This is a genomic window from Burkholderia sp. MSMB1459WGS, from assembly GCF_001534535.1.
Taxonomy (GTDB): domain Bacteria; phylum Pseudomonadota; class Gammaproteobacteria; order Burkholderiales; family Burkholderiaceae; genus Burkholderia.
The window spans coordinates 22,777-38,425 of sequence record NZ_LPMU01000033.1 but is presented as its reverse complement, the minus strand read 5'-3'; the positions used below and the strand labels follow the sequence as shown (position 1 = coordinate 38,425).

Sequence of the window (15,649 nt, the reverse complement as noted above, 5' to 3'; positions counted from 1 at the left end):
CAAGCTGCGGGGCGGGCCGGCACGGCTCGCGCCGCCGCCCATTCGAGTCCATTATCGATATCGCCCTGAGGGGTTCGAGTGTTTTTTCAAACACTTAAGGCTTGTTACACGATGAAATACGCGAAAACCCCGAGAAAAAGGGCGCGGAATCGTGAATTGCCACAGCCATAACTATTGTTGCGCTATCGTGAAAAACCACTATAATTTTTACCGATCCGATTGTCGGCAGCCCTGCCGGCAAGCCTTGCGCCACGCGCGCGGCGGACACTAGACCCCTCGCAACCGAATCCGCGTTGCAACCCGTTTTCCGACTGTCCCTTTCAATTCGCCTTGTCGGAAAAATTCCTACACGGTTTACAGACAAATCCTGCATGGCATACGCCACTTCGCTGATACCGACATAAATCCCGTTTGGCCAAAATTCGCCCTGTAAGACTATAAACGAGCCGACTGAGCGCCCGGTGCGCACTGATCGAGCAAACGTTTTCATAACATGAACGGCCAAAGCAAAGTTTTTTAACGGGGGAATCATGAGCGCCACCAGCGAAATGCTCAGTGAGATCAAAGAGGTCAACCTGTCGTACCTCCTCCTCGCGCAGCGCCTGCTGCGGGAAGACAAGGCGATGGGCATGTTCCGCATGGGCATTTCCCAGGAACTCGCCGACGTGCTCGCCAACCTCACGCTCGCCCAGACCGTGAAGCTGGCTGCGTCGAACCAGATGCTGTGCCGCTTCCGCTTCGATGATCACGCGCTGCTGTCGTCGCTCGCCGACAAGGGCCGCAGCGACGTCGTCACGCACGCCCACTCGGCCATCCTGATGGCCGGGCAGCAGGTCGAAGGCGTCCGCTGATCCATCCCGCCTTGCGTCTGTCCCGGCGTGCCGCGCCGGCCGGCAGCGTATCGGCCATTCATTCGAACAACGTCAAGCGGACGGTTATCACCATGGCAAGCAAAAGCGTCGTGATCGAGGTGAAGGAAATCACCCTCGCCATCGAACTGATCGAACTGGGCGCCCGGCTGCAGCTGCTGGAGGCGGAGACGAGCCTGTCGCGGGACCGTCTGATCAAGCTGTACAAGGAACTGAAGGGCGTGTCGCCGCCGAAGGGGATGCTGCCGTTCTCGACCGACTGGTTCATGACGTGGCAGCCGAACATCCACTCGTCGCTGTTCTACAACATCTACCGGTTCATGCAGGACCACGGCCGCTGCGAGCCGATCCAGTCGATCGTGAAGGCGTACCGGCTCTATCTGGAGCACGTGAACCTGTCCGGCGACGAGGCCGCGCTGAGCCTCACGCGGGCATGGACGCTGGTGCGCTTCTTCGATTCGGGGATGCTGCAGATGACGCCGTGCACGCGCTGCGGCGGCCACTTCGTCGCGCACGCGCATGATCCGCATCAAGGTTTCGTGTGCGGGCTGTGCCAGCCGCCGTCGCGGGCCGGCAAGACCCGCAAGGCCGCCGCCGCGCGCGCCGAACTGGCCGCCGCCGCGGCCTGAGCGCCAGGCCGGGCAAGGCAGGACGGGGCACGCGCGGCGCACGGGCGACGCCCGCGGGCCGCGCGAATCGTCCGCGCATTGCTCTGGTAAACACCGTCGGGCCGCCGCCGGGCGGCCGCGAAAGTTTTCCTGCCGACTGCCGTAAACCTGTTTAACGGCGGTCTCCCCGCCGGTCTTTCGTGAGGGACAGGCAGTGCTGATTATCGTGGGAACACTCGTGACGCTGTTGTCCGTCTTCGGCGGTTATGCGCTGGCAGGCGGGCATCTGGGCGCCTTGATCCAGCCGGTCGAGATCCTGATGATCGTGGGCGCCGGCGTCGGCGCGTTCATTCTCGGCAACGGCGGCAAGACCATCAAGGCCACGCTGCGCGTGCTGCCGACGCTTTTCAAGGGCTCGAAATACACGAAGGACGTCTATATGGAGCTGATGGCGCTTCTTTACGTGCTGCTCGCGAAGGCACGCAAGGAAGGCACGCTGACGCTCGAGGCCGACATCGACGATCCGCAAAAGAGCCCGATCTTCACGCAATACCCGAAGATCCTCGCCGATCGCCACATCGTCGAATTCCTGACCGACTACCTGCGCCTGATGGTGGGCGGCAACATGAACGCGTTCGAGATCGAAAGCCTGATGGACGAGGAGATCGAGACGCACCACGCGGAAGGCGAAGGCCCGGCGCACGCGCTGATGCGCGTCGGCGACGCGATGCCGGCGTTCGGCATCGTCGCGGCCGTGATGGGCGTCGTGCACACGATGGCGTCGGCCGACAAGCCGCCCGCGGTGCTGGGCGCGATGATCGCGCAGGCGCTGGTCGGCACGTTCCTCGGGATCCTGCTGTCGTACGGGCTGATCGGGCCGCTCGCGAGCCTCGCGGAGCAGCGCGTCGCCGAGTCGACCAAGATGTTCCAGTGCATCAAGGTGACGATCCTCGCGACGCTGAACGGCTATGCGCCGGCGATCGCGGTCGAGTTCGGCCGCAAGGTGCTGTTCTCCACCGAGCGCCCGTCGTTCTCCGAGCTCGAAGAACATGTGCGCCGCGTGAAGGCGAAGTGACGCGGAGCGACCGATGAGCAAGAGCAAGGATCGCGCGATCGTCGTCAAGCGGGTGGCCCCGGCGAAGAAGGGCCACCACGGCGGCGCATGGAAGCTCGCGTACGCGGACTTCATGACCGCGATGATGGCGTTCTTCCTGCTGATGTGGCTGCTGAGTTCGGTCACGCCGGTGCAGCTGAAGGGGATCGCCGAATACTTCAACATGCCGCTGAAGGCCGCGATTCTCGGCAGCGGCGATCGCAGCTCGCAGGACGCGAGCATCATCAACGGCGGCGGCCGCGACCTGTCGAGCGTCGACGCCGGCACGCTGCGCCGCACCGACGGCACGACGTCGCTCGCCGAGCGCGTCGCGAAGCCGGTCGACGAGCATGCGCAAGCGCAGGCGCAGGGCGCGCTCGAACGGCTCGAGCAGGCGCGCCTGCACGACCTGCAGATCAAGCTGATGGCCGCGATCGAGGCCAATCCGACGCTGCGCCAGTTCAAGCAGCAGATCCGCATCGATTCGACGCTGATGGGGCTGCGCATCGAGATCGTCGATACGCAGAAGCGGCCGATGTTCGCGATGTCGAGCGACCACGTCGAGCCGTACATGCGCGACATCCTGCGCGAGATCGGCAAGACGCTGAACGACGTGCCGAACCGGATCATCGTCCAGGGCCATACCGACGCCGTGCCGTACGCGGGCGGCGAGGGCGGCTACAGCAACTGGGAGCTGTCGGCCGATCGCGCGAACGCGTCGCGCCGCGAGCTGATCTCCGGCGGCATGGACGAGGCGAAAGTGCTGCGCGTGCTGGGCCTCGCGTCGACGCAGAACCTGAACAAGGCCGATCCGCTCGATCCGGAAAACCGCCGGATCAGCGTGATCGTGCTGAATCGCAAATCCGAAGAAGCGCTGATGCGCGACGACGCGACGACGACGACGCTGTCCGCCGACGCGGCCGGTTCGAAGCTGCTCGCGCAGCAGCTCGGCGGCCCGGCGCCGGCGGTGCGTCCGGTCGTGGCGAGCGCCGTTGCCGTGGCGCCGAAACCCTGACGTTTCCGAGACAGACATGATCCGAACCATTCTCGCCATCGACGACTCCGCGACCATGCGTGCGCTGCTGCAGGCCACGCTTGCGCAGGCCGGCTACGACGTGACGGTGGCGCCGGACGGCGAAGCCGGCTTCGACATGGCGGCGACGGCGCCGTACGACCTGGTCCTGACCGACCAGAACATGCCGCGCAAGAGCGGGCTCGAGGTGATCGCTGCGCTGCGCAAGCTGAGCGCGTACGCGGACACGCCGATCCTCGTCCTGACGACCGAGGGCAGCGACGCGTTCAAGGACGCCGCACGCGACGCGGGTGCGACCGGCTGGATCGAAAAGCCGATCGACCCGGGCGTGCTGGTCGACCTGGTCGCCACGCTGTCCGAGCCGGCTGCCTCCTGACATGAACGCGACGAATTCAACCGGTGACCGGGCATGACTCTCGACATCACTCAGTTCTACCAGACCTTTTTCGACGAAGCGGACGAGCTGCTCGCGCAGATGGAGCAGCTGCTGTTGAATCTCGACGTCGATTCGCCCGATCCCGAGGATCTGGCGGCGATCTTTCGCGCTGCGCATTCGATCAAGGGCGGCGCGGCGACGTTCGGCTTTTCCGCGCTGACCGATACGACGCACATCCTCGAATCGCTGCTCGACCGCGCACGCAACCATGAGCTGACGCTGACCAAGGACATGGTCGACGCGTTCCTCGAGACCAAGGACGTGCTGTCCGACCAGCTCGTCGACTACCGCGCGAGCGCCGAACCGGACGCGGCGGCCGCCGCGGCGATCTGCGCAAAGCTCGAGCGGCTGAAGGCCGAAAGCGGGGCGGGTGCATCCGCTGCCGCAGCCGAGCCCGCGCCGGCCGCCCCGGTTGCCCCGGTTGCCCCGGTTGCCGCAGCCGTGACGCCGCCCGCCGCGCCCGCCGCCGGCGGCGACCGTGCGCCCGACCATGTGGTCGAGCAGGCCGTGGCGGCCGCGCATCCGGCGGCCGACGCCGGCGCCGGCGGCCCGCACCTGAAGATCACGCTGGTCGGCGTCGACGCGAAGGACCAGGCGCTGCTCACCGAGGAACTCGGCAACCTCGGCCGGATCGTCGGGCGCGAGGAAGCGGGCGCCGACCTGTCGCTGTGGGTCGAATCGGACGTGCCGTCCGACGATATCGTCGCGGTGTGCTGCTTCGTGATCGACGAAAGCCAGATCCGCGTCGCGCACGGCACGGCGCCGGCCGCGCAGGCGGCACCGGCCGTCGCGCAGGACACCGCCGCCGCGGCTGCCGAAGCGGCTGAAGCGGCCGCCGCCGCGCAGTCCGCGCGCGTCGAGGTGTTCGCGCCGCAGGCTGCCGCACCGCAGCCGGCCGCTCCGGCGCCGGCACCGGCCGAGCCGCCCGCGGCCGCAGCGCAGCCGCAGCCGCAGCCGCAACAGCACGCTCAACCGCAACCGGCCGAACACGCGGCGCCGGCCGCCGCGCATCACGACGACAAGCGCGCCCGCCCGGCCGCCGCGGCCGCGGGCGGCGCCGAAGGCAGCTCGATCCGCGTCGGCGTCGAGAAGGTCGATCAACTGATCAACCTCGTCGGTGAACTGGTGATCACGCAGGCGATGCTGGCCGAGACGGCGAGTGCGTTCGATCCGGCGCTGCACGACCGCCTGTTCAACGGGATGGCGCAGCTCGAGCGCAACGCGCGCGACCTGCAGGAAGCGGTGATGTCGATCCGCATGATGCCGATGGACTACGTGTTCAGCCGCTTCCCGCGGCTCGTGCGCGACCTCGCCGGCAAGCTCGGCAAGCAGGTCGAGCTGGTCACGTTCGGCCAGGCGACCGAGCTCGACAAGAGCCTGATCGAACGGATCATCGATCCGCTCACGCATCTGGTGCGCAACAGCCTCGACCACGGCATCGAAACCGTCGACAGGCGCATCGCCGCCGGCAAGGATGCGGTCGGCCAGCTCGTGCTGTCGGCCGCGCATCACGGCGGCAACATCGTGATCGAGGTGAGCGACGACGGCGCGGGCCTGAACCGCGAGCGGATCCTCGCGAAGGCCGCGAAGCAAGGCATGCAGATCTCCGAGAACATCAGCGACGACGAAGTGTGGCAACTGATCTTCGCGCCGGGCTTCTCGACCGCCGAGACGGTGACCGACGTGTCGGGCCGTGGCGTCGGGATGGACGTGGTGAAGCGCAACATCCAGTCGATGGGCGGCCACGTCGAGATCTCGTCGCAGGCCGGCCGCGGCACGACCACGCGGATCGTGCTGCCGCTCACGCTGGCGATCCTCGACGGGATGTCGGTGAAGGTCGGCGGCGAGATCTTCATCCTGCCGCTGAACTTCGTGATGGAGTCGCTGCAGCCGTCGAACGACGACATCTACACGGTCGGCAACGGCGAGCGCGTGGTGCGCGTGCGCGGCGAATACCTGCCGCTGGTCGCGCTGCACGAGGTGTTCTCGGTCGACGACGCGCGCACCGACCCGACGCAGGGGATCGTCACGATCATGGAAACCGAGGGGCGTCGCTTCGCGATGCTGATCGACGAGCTGGTCGGCCAGCAGCAGGTGGTCGTGAAGAACCTCGAAACCAACTACCGCAAGGTGCACGGCATCTCGGCGGCGACCATTCTCGGCGACGGCAGCGTCGCACTGATCGTCGACGTCGCGGCGCTGAACCGCGAAACCCGTGCGACGCACGGCGCCCGTGCCGGCGCCGAGCTCGCGATGTTCTGACTCTCGCCATCAACCGATTGGGGGCAAACGTGTCTGCTGAAGTCCAAATGATCAATCCGGCCGCGGCGAACGCGGTAACGAGCCGCCGCGACGCGGAACACGGCGACGCGACGGGCCAGGAATTCCTCGTGTTCACGCTCGGTGACGAGGAATACGGGATCGACATCCTGAAAGTGCAGGAAATCCGCGGCTACGACAGCGTCACGCGCATCGCGAACGCGCCCGAGTTCATCAAGGGCGTGATCAACCTGCGCGGGATCATCGTGCCGATCGTCGACATGCGGATCAAGTTCCATCTCGGCCGCGTCGAGTACGACCACCAGACCGTCGTGATCATCCTGAACGTGTCGAACCGCGTGGTCGGGATGGTGGTCGACGGCGTGTCGGACGTGCTGACGCTGCAGACCGACCAGATCATGCCGGCGCCGGAATTCGGCGCGACGCTGACGACCGAGTACCTGACGGGCCTCGGCACGGTCGACGGCCGGATGCTGATCCTGATGGACATCGAGAAGCTGATGTCGAGCCGTGAAATGGCGCTGATCGAGACGCTCGGCGGGTAAGCGCGCCGCGCGCGCAGCAATTTCGGGAGAATCTGCAATGTTGCATAACTGGTCGATCCGCACGACGCTCACGGCGGTCGGACTCATCCTCGTGTGCCTGACCGCCGCGGTCGGCGGGCTCGGCCTCTACGCGCTGAATCACGCGAGCCGCTCGCTCGACGAGATCGCGCACGTCGACCTGCCGGCGATCCACACGCTCGACGACACGGCCGCGCACCTGCTGCGCTCGCGCGTGGCGCTCGACCGCTTCCGTACGCTGACCGAAGCCGGCAATGCGGCCGAGGCCGCGAAGGTGCTCGAGCGCGCGCAGGCGCTGTATGCAAAGTCGAACCAGAACTGGCAGGCGTTCCAGTCGACGCCGAAACCCGGTATCGAGCAGGCGCTCGTCGACGAGCTCACCGCACGGTATACGACGATCGTGAAGGAAGGCGTCGAGCCCGAATTCGCCGCGGCGCGCGCGGGCGACATGGCGGCGTACCACGCGATCGCCGACACGAAGATCAGCCCGATGTTCGTCGCGTTCGACCAGACGGCGGCGGCCGTGATCGCGGCGCTGCAGAAGCGCGCGGAAGAACGTCAGACCGAGACGCAGTCGCAGATCTCGATGATGATCGCGCTGATCGCGGCCGGCATCGCGATCGCGTTCGTCGTCGTGATCGCGATCCGCTTCGCGCTGCGCGGGCTGATCGTCAAGCCGCTGGAAGACGCGATCGCGCACTTCGAGCGCATCGCCGGCGGCGATCTCACGCAGCCGGTGAGCGTGTTCAGCAACAACGAGATCGGCCGCCTGTTCGGCGGCATCAAGCGGATGCAGGACGCCGTCACGACGATGGTGCAGGCGGTGCATCGCGGCACCGAGTCGATCGACGTCGGCGCGCGCGAGATCGCGACCGGCAACACCGACCTGTCGCAGCGCACCGAGGAGCAGGCCGCATCGCTGCAGGAAACCGCGTCGAGCATGGAGCAACTGACGGGCACCGTGCGGCAGAACGCGGAAAACGCGCGGCAGGCGAGCCAGCTCGCGGTGAATGCATCGGACATCGCGACGCAGGGCGGCGAAGTGGTCGGCCAGGTCGTGTCGACGATGCAGGACATCGCGGCGAGCTCGGGCAAGGTCGTCGACATCATCGGCACGATCGAAGGCATCGCGTTCCAGACCAACATCCTCGCGCTGAACGCGGCGGTCGAAGCCGCGCGCGCGGGCGAGCAGGGCCGCGGCTTCGCGGTGGTCGCGGGCGAGGTGCGCTCGCTCGCGCAGCGCAGCGCGAGCGCCGCGAAGGAAATCAAGCAGTTGATCGGCGATTCGGCCGAGAAGGTCGACAGCGGCTCGGCGCTCGTCGCGCGCGCCGGCTCGACGATGGACGAGATCGTGCAGGCCGTGCGCCGCGTGACCGACATCATGGGCGAGATCAGCGCTGCGTCCGACGAGCAGTCGACCGGCATCGAGCAGGTCAATCGCGCGGTCGGCCAGATGGATGCGGTCACGCAGCAGAACGCGGCGCTCGTCGAGCAGGCGGCCGCCGCGGCCGCGTCGCTCGAGGAGCAGACGCGCCAGATGAAGGCGATCGTGTCGGGCTGGCGCGTCGCGGGCGGCATCGCGCTCGCGCCGGCGCGCGGCGTCGCGCGGCCGATCGCGCACGAACCGGCCGCGCTGCCGTCGGAATCGCGCGACCGTGCGCCGGTTGCCGCGCTGCCGGCGCCGCAGGCTGCGGCCCAAGCGGCGGCACGCCGCGCCGCGCCGGCGTCGCGCGCGGCAGCCGCGGGCGCCGCCCCCGAACCGAAGCGCGAGGCCGATGCCGCCGCGCGTACGCAGAAGGACGCAGCGGCTTCACGTGGCGGCGCCGCGGCGGGCGGTTACGGCCCGCGTCTCGCGAAGACGGCCGCGCCGGCGGACAAGCCGGCCGCGAAACCCGCGCTCGTGCGCCCGGCGCTGAACGGCGAGAAGCCGTCGCTGGCGGCCGCCGGCGCGTCCGACGACGACTGGGAGACCTTCTAAACCATGTCGCACGCGCGCGCGCCGTTTCGACCCGATGCACCGGATGCCTCGCCTCGCGCGGGCGAGCCGGGGCGCGACTTCGCGTTCACCGGCGCGGATTTCGCCCGCATCCGCGCGCTGATCCACCAACGCGCGGGCATCTCGCTGTCCGAGCACAAGCGCGACATGGCCTACAGCCGTCTCGCGCGACGGCTGCGGGCGCGCGGCCTCGACACGTTTCGCGACTACCTCGACCTGCTCGAGCAGGAAGACGATCCGCTCGAGTGGGAAGCGTTCACCAACGCGCTGACGACCAACCTGACCGCGTTTTTCCGCGAGTCGCACCATTTCCCGATCCTGTCCGAGTTCGTGAAATCGCGGCCGGCGCCGGTATCGGTCTGGTGCTCGGCGGCGTCGACCGGCGAGGAGCCGTACTCGATCGCGATCACGCTGATCGAGGCGCTCGGCGAAACGGCTGCGCGCAGCGCGTCGATCCTCGCGACCGATCTCGACACGCAGGTGCTCGCGAAGGCCGAAGCCGGCATCTACACGTACGACCAGGTCAAGCACCTGTCGCCGGAGCGGCTGAAGCGCTTCTTCCTGAAGGGCACGGGCGCGCAGGCCGGCCGCGTGAAGGTGCGCCCCGAGCTGCGCGCGATGATCCGCTTCGAACAGTTGAACCTGACCGATGCGGATTACGGGATCGCGAAGCCGTTCGACGCGATCTTCTGCCGCAACGTGATGATCTATTTCGACAAGCCGACGCAGGGGCAGGTGCTGTCGCGCTTCGAGCCGCTCGTGAAGCCGGGCGGGCTGCTGTTCGCCGGCCATTCGGAGAACTTCACGTACGTGACGCAGGCGTTCCGGCTGCGCGGGCAGACGGTGTACGAACTGACGCGCGACGCCGCGCAGAGCGCACGGCCGCGCGGCGCGCAGGCGAGCGCGGCGAGCGCGATGCCGTCGCGCGCGCGGGCCGCGGGCGGTGCGCTCGCCTATGGAGAGCGCGGATGAGCGCACTGCCGATCGCGACCAATCGCTACTTCGACAACCACTTCGAGCGCCCCGGCGTGAAGCTGTTGCCGAACGAGTTCTACACGACGGCCGAGGACATGGTGCTGATGACCGTGCTCGGCTCGTGCGTCGCCGCGTGCCTGCACGACCCGTACGCGGGCATCGGCGGGATGAACCACTTCATGCTGCCGGACGACGGCGCCGATCCGGGCGCGGCCGCGTCGGAATCGATGCGCTACGGCGCGTATGCGATGGAAGTGCTGATCAACGAGCTGATCAAGGCCGGCGGGCGCCGCGAGCGCATCGAGGCGAAGGTGTTCGGCGGCGCGGCCGTGCTGGCCGGGATGACGACGATCAACATCGGCGATCGCAACGCGGATTTCGTGCGCCGCTATCTCGCGCTCGAGCGCATCCGCATCACCGCGGAAGACCTGCAGGGCGTGCATCCGCGCAAGGTCGCGTTCATGCCGCACAGCGGGCGCGCGATGGTGAAGAAGCTGCGGCTGCAGGTGCCGGGCGTGACTGAGCGCGAAGCCGCGCTCGCGCGCGAGGCCGATCGCGCCCGCGCCGCGCGCACGCGCGCGCACGTCGAGCTGTTCGCCGCCGCGAAGCGGCCGGCGGCGCCGCAACCGGCGCGCCCGCGCATCGAGCTGTTCGGCGCGCGCGGCGCCGCACCGGCCGGCAGTGGCGGCGGCGCGCGGACGGCGAACCCGCATGCCGGGAGCCCGGGCGCCCCGTACGCGGCGACCCTATCAAGAAAGCAGGAGGCATGACCGCAGTGCAGAAGATCAAAGTGTTGTGCGTCGACGATTCGGCGCTGATCCGCAGCCTGATGACCGAGATCATCAACAGCCAGCCCGACATGACGGTGTGCGCGACCGCGCCCGACCCGCTCGTCGCGCGCGAGCTCATCAAGCAGCACAACCCCGACGTGCTCACGCTCGACGTCGAAATGCCGCGCATGGACGGGCTCGACTTCCTCGAGAAACTGATGCGCCTGCGGCCGATGCCGGTCGTGATGGTGTCGTCGCTGACCGAGCGCGGTTCGGAAATCACGCTGCGCGCGCTCGAACTCGGCGCGGTGGATTTCGTCACGAAGCCGCGCGTCGGGATTCGCGACGGGATGCTCGACTACGCGGAAAAGCTCGCCGACAAGATCCGCGCGGCGTCGCGCGCGCGCGTGCGCCAGGCGCCGCAGCCGCAGGCCGCCGCCCGCACGGCGGACAGCGCCGCGGCCGCGCCGATGATCAACAACCCGCTCGTCAGTACCGAGAAGCTGATCATCATCGGCGCGTCGACGGGCGGCACCGAGGCGATTCGCGAAGTGCTGACGCCGCTGCCGCCCGATGCGCCGGCCGTGCTGATCGCGCAGCACATGCCGCCGGGCTTCACGAAGTCGTTCGCGCAGCGGCTGAACGGCCTGTGCCGGATCGCGGTGAAGGAAGCCGAGCACGGCGAACGCGTGCTGCCGGGCCATGCGTACATCGCGCCGGGCCACGCGCACCTGTTGCTCGCGAGAAGCGGCGCGAACTATATTGCGCAACTGTCGGACGAGCCGCCGGTGAACCGGCACCGCCCGTCGGTCGACGTGCTGTTCCGCTCGGCGGCGACGCACGCGGGCAAGAACGCGATCGGCGTGATCCTCACCGGGATGGGCCGCGACGGCGCGGCCGGTCTGCTGGAAATGAAACGCGCGGGCGCTCACACGTTCGCGCAGGACGAAGCGAGCTGCATCGTGTTCGGGATGCCGCGCGAGGCGATCGCGCTCGGCGGCGCGGACGAGATCGCGCCGCTCGCCGACATGAGCCGCCGCGTGATGGCGCGCCTGGCGACGATGGGCGACCGCGTGCAGCGCGTGTGAAGGGAATGTCACGGGGCGCGTGCCACGATACGCGTCCCGACGGAAACGAATCTGGAAAGGAACGACGATGGACAAGAGCATGAAAATCCTGGTGGTGGACGATTTCCCGACGATGCGCCGGATCGTCCGCAACCTGCTCAAGGAACTGGGCTACACGAACGTCGACGAAGCCGAGGACGGCGCGGCCGGCCTCGCGCGGCTGCGCGGCGGCGGCTTCGACTTCGTGATCTCCGACTGGAACATGCCGAACCTCGACGGCCTCGCGATGCTGAAGGAAATCCGCGCCGACGCGACGCTCACGCACCTGCCGGTGCTGATGGTCACGGCCGAGTCGAAGAAGGAGAACATCATCGCGGCCGCGCAGGCCGGCGCGAGCGGCTACGTCGTGAAACCGTTCACGGCCGCGACGCTCGACGAGAAGCTGAACAAGATCATCGACAAGATGGCGAAAGCCGGGAGCTGACGTGAACGAGCCGATCCATGCGGCGCTCGCCGGCGCGGGGTTCAGCGCCGACAGCCATCCAGAAGGCGCCGACTTCCCGAGCGACCGCATTCTCGCGCGCATCGGCCACGTCACGCGCACGCTGCGCGATTCGATGCGCGAGCTCGGGCTCGACAAGCACGTCGAGCGTGCGGCGGAGGCCGTGCCCGATGCGCGCGATCGGCTGCGCTACGTCGCGACGATGACCGAGCAGGCCGCGGTGCGCGTGCTGAATGCGATCGAGGTCGCGAAGCCGATGCAGGAGCGCATCCAGAACGAGGCCGAGGCGCTTGACGCACGCTGGGCGCAGTGGTACGCCGCACCGATCGAGCACGCGGAAGTGCGCGAGCTGATGGACGATACGCGCGCGTTCCTGCGCACGTTGCCCGAGTCGACGTCGGCGACCCGCGCGCAACTCCTCGAGATCATGCTCGCGCAGGATTTCCAGGATCTGACCGGGCAGGTGATCAAGAAGATCATGGACATGGTCTACCTGATCGAGCAGCAGCTCCTCACCGTGCTCGTCGAGAACATCGCGCCGGAGCGGCGCGAGCAGTTCGCGGCCACCGCGGCCGCGCTCGCGGCCGAGCAAATGAGCGCGACCGGCAGCCCCGAATCGCTGCTGAACGGCCCGCAGATCGCGCCGGAAGGCAAATCCGACGTCGTCCAGGATCAGGGGCAGGTCGACGACCTGCTCGCGAGCCTCGGCTTCTGATCCTGCCGCGGCGCATCCGCGCACCCCGTTCCGCGGGCCGTCCGATGCGCACATTCTCCGTCCCCGCCTCGTTTTCCCGTGCGCGCCGCCCCTGCGCGGCGCGGCGCGATCCTGCGTCGAATTGACACTTCGCCACACTCCGCAGGCATACTACGCGTCAGCAGCAACGTAGCGTCATCCGTAAGATTGATAAGTTGGCAGGCGGCGTGGGCCGATGGCGGCGCCGTCGGCAACGAAGCCAGTCCCGTGGGGGGGAACGTGAAGCTGAAACGCTTGGGCTGGACCGTCGCGCATGCGACGGCTGCAATGGGTGTGCTGTGGGCCGTCCACGCACACGCGGAACTGGGCGGCGCGCCGATGTCGCCGCCGGCGGACGATCAGGCCGCCACCGTGCGTGCGCTGCAGCGCGCGATGCGCTCGGCGGACGGCGTGCAGACGAGCACGGCCGCCTATACCGTCCGCGAGATCACGCTCGGATCGGGCACCGTCATCCACGAATACACGTCGGCCGCCGGCAGCGTGTTCGGCCTCGCGTGGCGCGGGCCGACGATGCCGGATCTCGCGTCGCTGCTCGGCAGCTATTTCCCGCAGTACACCGCCGGCGTCCAGGCGGCGCACCGGGCGCGCGGCTGGCGCGCACCGGTGGCCGTCGAAACGAGCGGCCTCGTGATCCGGACGGGCGGCCACATGGGCGCCTTCTCCGGCCAGGCATGGCTGCCGTCGGCGCTGCCGGCCGGCGTGGCCGGCACCGATATCCAGTGACAGCGGGAGAGCGATCTTGAGCATTCCTCGTACATTCAAGCGCTGGCTCGGCGTGCTGGGCCTCCTGGCCGCAACGGCCGTGCTCGTGACGGCATGCGGCGGCGGCGACGGCGGCGGTGGCGGTTCGGCCAACAACGGCAACACGGGCGGCAACGGCTCGGGCGGATCCGACGGCAACAGCGGCAACACGGCCGTCATCACGGTCGGCGCGGGCGCCGCGAACGTGATCAACATCCCGACCATCAGCGTGAAGGTCTGCGTGCCGGGCACGTCGAACTGCCAGATCGTCAACAACGTGCTCGTCGATACCGCGTCCTACGGGCTGCGGCTCGTAGGCAGCGCGGTGGCGGGCGTGCACGACAGCCTGCCGCAGGTGACGAGCGGCGGCGCGCCGGTCGCCGAATGCGGCAAGTTCGTGTCGAGCTACACGTGGGGGTCGGTGCGCACCGTCGACCTGTCGATCGGCGCCGAGCAGGCGAGCTCGCTGCCCGTGCAGATCATCGGCGACCTCGGCACGACGAACGTGCCGAGCTCGTGCACGAACGGCGGCGCGTCGGCCAACTCGACCGGCGCGCTCGGCGCGAACGGGATCCTCGGCATCGGGCCGGCGCCGTACGACTGCGGCACGACCTGCGCGACGTCGACGTCGACGAGCAACAACTACTACGCGTGCCCGAACGGCGACAACGCGAGCTGCACGGTCGCGCTCGTGCCGCTCGCGCAGCAGGTGGCCAACCCGGTGCATCGGTTCGCGAACAACGACGGCGTGAGCGTGCAGATGCCCGACATCTCGTCCAGCGGGCAGGCGAGCGCAACCGGCACGCTGACGTTCGGCCTGCCGAGCCTGAGCGGCAAGACGGTGATGACGTCGACCACGACCGGCGACGTCAGCGCGACGTTCCAGGGGCGCAACGTGACCGCGTTCTTCGATACGGGCTCGAACGCGTATTTCTTCAACGATTCGCAGACGGTCTGTTCGAGGAATACGCAGTTCTACTGCCCGTCGGCCACGACGCCCTACTCGGCCACGCTGAGCGGCCAGAACGGCGCGTCGGGCACCGTGTCGATGACGGTCGCGAACGCGGATGCGCTGTTCGCGAACCCGTCGACGTTCGCGTTCAACGACATCGCGGGCCCGTTCGGCTCGTCCAGCTGGCTCGACATCGGCATGCCGCACTTCTACGGCAAGACGATCTACTTCGGGATGGACAAGACCGCGAGCGGCGGCGCGCAGCCGTTCGTCGCGTTCTGACGCGGCACGGCCGGACGCAGCAACGAGGGGGCGAGCGATCGCCCCCTTTTTTATTCCGATGCGCCGGGCGTGCGCTACGGACCGGATCGCTGCCAGACGCCGGCATAGCGCCTACGATGTAAGACCGGCACCGGTGCCGGCACGACATCGAGGAGACAACGCCATGAACCCGCGTATCCAGCGCATCACGCCGTTCCTGTGGTTCGACCGCGACGCCGAGGCGGCGGCCGATTTCTACGTATCGGTGTTCGACAACGCGCGTATCGTGCACGTCGCGCGCTACGGCAAGGCCGGCGCGCACGCGTCCGGCAACGCCGAGGGCGCGGTGATGACCGTTGCGTTCGAGCTCGACGGGCAGGCGTTCGTCGCGTTGAACGGCGGCCCCGCGTTCCAGATGACGCCGGCCGTGTCGTTCGTCGTCAACTGCCGCGACCAGGACGAGATCGACCATTACTGGGCGCGCCTGTCCGAAGGCGGCGACGAGCGCGCGCAGCAATGCGGCTGGCTGCGCGACCGCTTCGGCGTATCGTGGCAGGTCGTGCCCGTGCAGATGGCCGAACTGATGACGGGCGACCCGGCCCGCGCCGAGCGCGTGATGGCGCAGGTGATGACGATGAAGAAGCTCGATCTCGGCGCGCTGCAGCGGGCGGCGGCAGGCGAATCCGCTTAGGCCGCTCAGGTCGTTCGGGCCGGCGGCCGCCGGCCTGTCCCGACTCCCGACTCCCTTG

16 protein-coding genes are annotated in these 15,649 nt (G+C 68.3%); all 16 read left to right on the top strand.

The features are described 5' to 3' along the window. The first annotated feature begins 530 nt into the window (after nucleotides 1-530). The 16 genes from flhD (at nucleotide 531) to WT97_RS12930 (ending at nucleotide 15,591) form a co-directional block, all read left to right on the top strand. Nucleotides 531-851, top strand: coding sequence for a flagellar transcriptional regulator FlhD (flhD, locus tag WT97_RS13005; RefSeq protein WP_034209585.1), 321 nt, complete (start codon nucleotides 531-533; stop codon nucleotides 849-851). Between the two features lie 92 nt (nucleotides 852-943). Next, nucleotides 944-1,498, top strand: coding sequence for a flagellar transcriptional regulator FlhC (gene flhC, locus WT97_RS13000; protein WP_034209584.1), 555 nt, complete (start codon nucleotides 944-946; stop codon nucleotides 1,496-1,498). A 193-nt stretch (nucleotides 1,499-1,691) separates the two neighbouring features. Further along, complete coding sequence (gene motA / locus WT97_RS12995; protein WP_059503269.1) at nucleotides 1,692-2,552, top strand: flagellar motor stator protein MotA; 861 nt, start codon at nucleotides 1,692-1,694, stop codon at nucleotides 2,550-2,552. A 13-nt stretch (nucleotides 2,553-2,565) separates the two neighbouring features. Beyond that, on the top strand, nucleotides 2,566-3,585 hold the full coding sequence (gene motB / locus WT97_RS12990) for a flagellar motor protein MotB (protein WP_059503271.1): 1,020 nt from the start codon (nucleotides 2,566-2,568) through the stop codon (nucleotides 3,583-3,585). Nucleotides 3,586-3,601: 16 nt separating this feature from the next. Next, entirely contained in the window at nucleotides 3,602-3,979 is a 378-nt protein-coding gene (locus WT97_RS12985; RefSeq protein WP_034209581.1) for a response regulator, read from the top strand. Nucleotides 3,980-4,012: 33 nt separating this feature from the next. Continuing rightward, entirely contained in the window at nucleotides 4,013-6,301 is a 2,289-nt protein-coding gene (cheA, locus tag WT97_RS12980; protein WP_060353573.1) for a chemotaxis protein CheA, read from the top strand. Nucleotides 6,302-6,348: 47 nt separating this feature from the next. Beyond that, nucleotides 6,349-6,864 (top strand): chemotaxis protein CheW, encoded by a 516-nt coding sequence (gene cheW / locus WT97_RS12975; RefSeq protein WP_059503277.1) that lies wholly within the window; start codon nucleotides 6,349-6,351, stop codon nucleotides 6,862-6,864. Between the two features lie 37 nt (nucleotides 6,865-6,901). Continuing rightward, nucleotides 6,902-8,860 (top strand): methyl-accepting chemotaxis protein, encoded by a 1,959-nt coding sequence (locus tag WT97_RS12970; RefSeq protein WP_060353572.1) that lies wholly within the window; start codon nucleotides 6,902-6,904, stop codon nucleotides 8,858-8,860. 3 nt (nucleotides 8,861-8,863) lie between these two features. Continuing rightward, complete coding sequence (locus tag WT97_RS12965) at nucleotides 8,864-9,850, top strand: CheR family methyltransferase (protein WP_060353571.1); 987 nt, start codon at nucleotides 8,864-8,866, stop codon at nucleotides 9,848-9,850. Further along, nucleotides 9,847-10,623, top strand: coding sequence for a chemoreceptor glutamine deamidase CheD (cheD, locus tag WT97_RS12960; protein WP_060353570.1), 777 nt, complete (start codon nucleotides 9,847-9,849; stop codon nucleotides 10,621-10,623). The genes WT97_RS12965 and cheD overlap by 4 nt, the downstream gene beginning before the upstream one ends. After that, a complete protein-coding gene (locus tag WT97_RS12955; RefSeq protein WP_059503284.1) occupies nucleotides 10,620-11,711 on the top strand; it encodes a chemotaxis response regulator protein-glutamate methylesterase in 1,092 nt (363 codons plus the stop codon). Before cheD ends, WT97_RS12955 begins: the two co-directional genes overlap by 4 nt. Before the next feature lie 67 nt (nucleotides 11,712-11,778). Then, entirely contained in the window at nucleotides 11,779-12,174 is a 396-nt protein-coding gene (cheY, locus tag WT97_RS12950; RefSeq protein WP_006754880.1) for a chemotaxis response regulator CheY, read from the top strand. 1 nt (nucleotide 12,175) lies between these two features. Beyond that, nucleotides 12,176-12,907 (top strand): protein phosphatase CheZ, encoded by a 732-nt coding sequence (gene cheZ, locus WT97_RS12945; RefSeq protein WP_059503287.1) that lies wholly within the window; start codon nucleotides 12,176-12,178, stop codon nucleotides 12,905-12,907. Nucleotides 12,908-13,165: 258 nt separating this feature from the next. Beyond that, nucleotides 13,166-13,669, top strand: a complete 504-nt coding sequence (locus WT97_RS12940; protein WP_059503289.1) for a DUF2844 domain-containing protein — start codon at nucleotides 13,166-13,168, stop codon at nucleotides 13,667-13,669. A 16-nt stretch (nucleotides 13,670-13,685) separates the two neighbouring features. Continuing rightward, nucleotides 13,686-14,921, top strand: coding sequence for a DUF3443 family protein (locus tag WT97_RS12935; protein WP_059503291.1), 1,236 nt, complete (start codon nucleotides 13,686-13,688; stop codon nucleotides 14,919-14,921). Between the two features lie 163 nt (nucleotides 14,922-15,084). Continuing rightward, nucleotides 15,085-15,591, top strand: coding sequence for a VOC family protein (locus tag WT97_RS12930; protein WP_060353569.1), 507 nt, complete (start codon nucleotides 15,085-15,087; stop codon nucleotides 15,589-15,591). The last annotated feature ends 58 nt before the right edge of the window (nucleotides 15,592-15,649 follow it).

Excerpts from the sequence above, each read along its gene's own strand:
- flhD (WP_034209585.1), top strand. The coding sequence starts at position 531 with ATGAGCGCCACCAGCGAAATGCTCAGTGAGATCAAAGAGGTCAACCTG.
- flhC (WP_034209584.1), top strand. The coding sequence starts at position 944 with ATGGCAAGCAAAAGCGTCGTGATCGAGGTGAAGGAAATCACCCTCGCC.
- motB (WP_059503271.1), top strand. The coding sequence starts at position 2,566 with ATGAGCAAGAGCAAGGATCGCGCGATCGTCGTCAAGCGGGTGGCCCCG.
- WT97_RS12985 (WP_034209581.1), top strand. The coding sequence starts at position 3,602 with ATGATCCGAACCATTCTCGCCATCGACGACTCCGCGACCATGCGTGCG.
- cheA (WP_060353573.1), top strand. The coding sequence starts at position 4,013 with ATGACTCTCGACATCACTCAGTTCTACCAGACCTTTTTCGACGAAGCG.
- cheW (WP_059503277.1), top strand. The coding sequence starts at position 6,349 with ATGATCAATCCGGCCGCGGCGAACGCGGTAACGAGCCGCCGCGACGCG.
- WT97_RS12970 (WP_060353572.1), top strand. The coding sequence starts at position 6,902 with ATGTTGCATAACTGGTCGATCCGCACGACGCTCACGGCGGTCGGACTC.
- WT97_RS12965 (WP_060353571.1), top strand. The coding sequence starts at position 8,864 with ATGTCGCACGCGCGCGCGCCGTTTCGACCCGATGCACCGGATGCCTCG.
- cheD (WP_060353570.1), top strand. The coding sequence starts at position 9,847 with ATGAGCGCACTGCCGATCGCGACCAATCGCTACTTCGACAACCACTTC.
- WT97_RS12955 (WP_059503284.1), top strand. The coding sequence starts at position 10,620 with ATGACCGCAGTGCAGAAGATCAAAGTGTTGTGCGTCGACGATTCGGCG.
- cheY (WP_006754880.1), top strand. The coding sequence starts at position 11,779 with ATGGACAAGAGCATGAAAATCCTGGTGGTGGACGATTTCCCGACGATG.
- WT97_RS12930 (WP_060353569.1), top strand. The coding sequence starts at position 15,085 with ATGAACCCGCGTATCCAGCGCATCACGCCGTTCCTGTGGTTCGACCGC.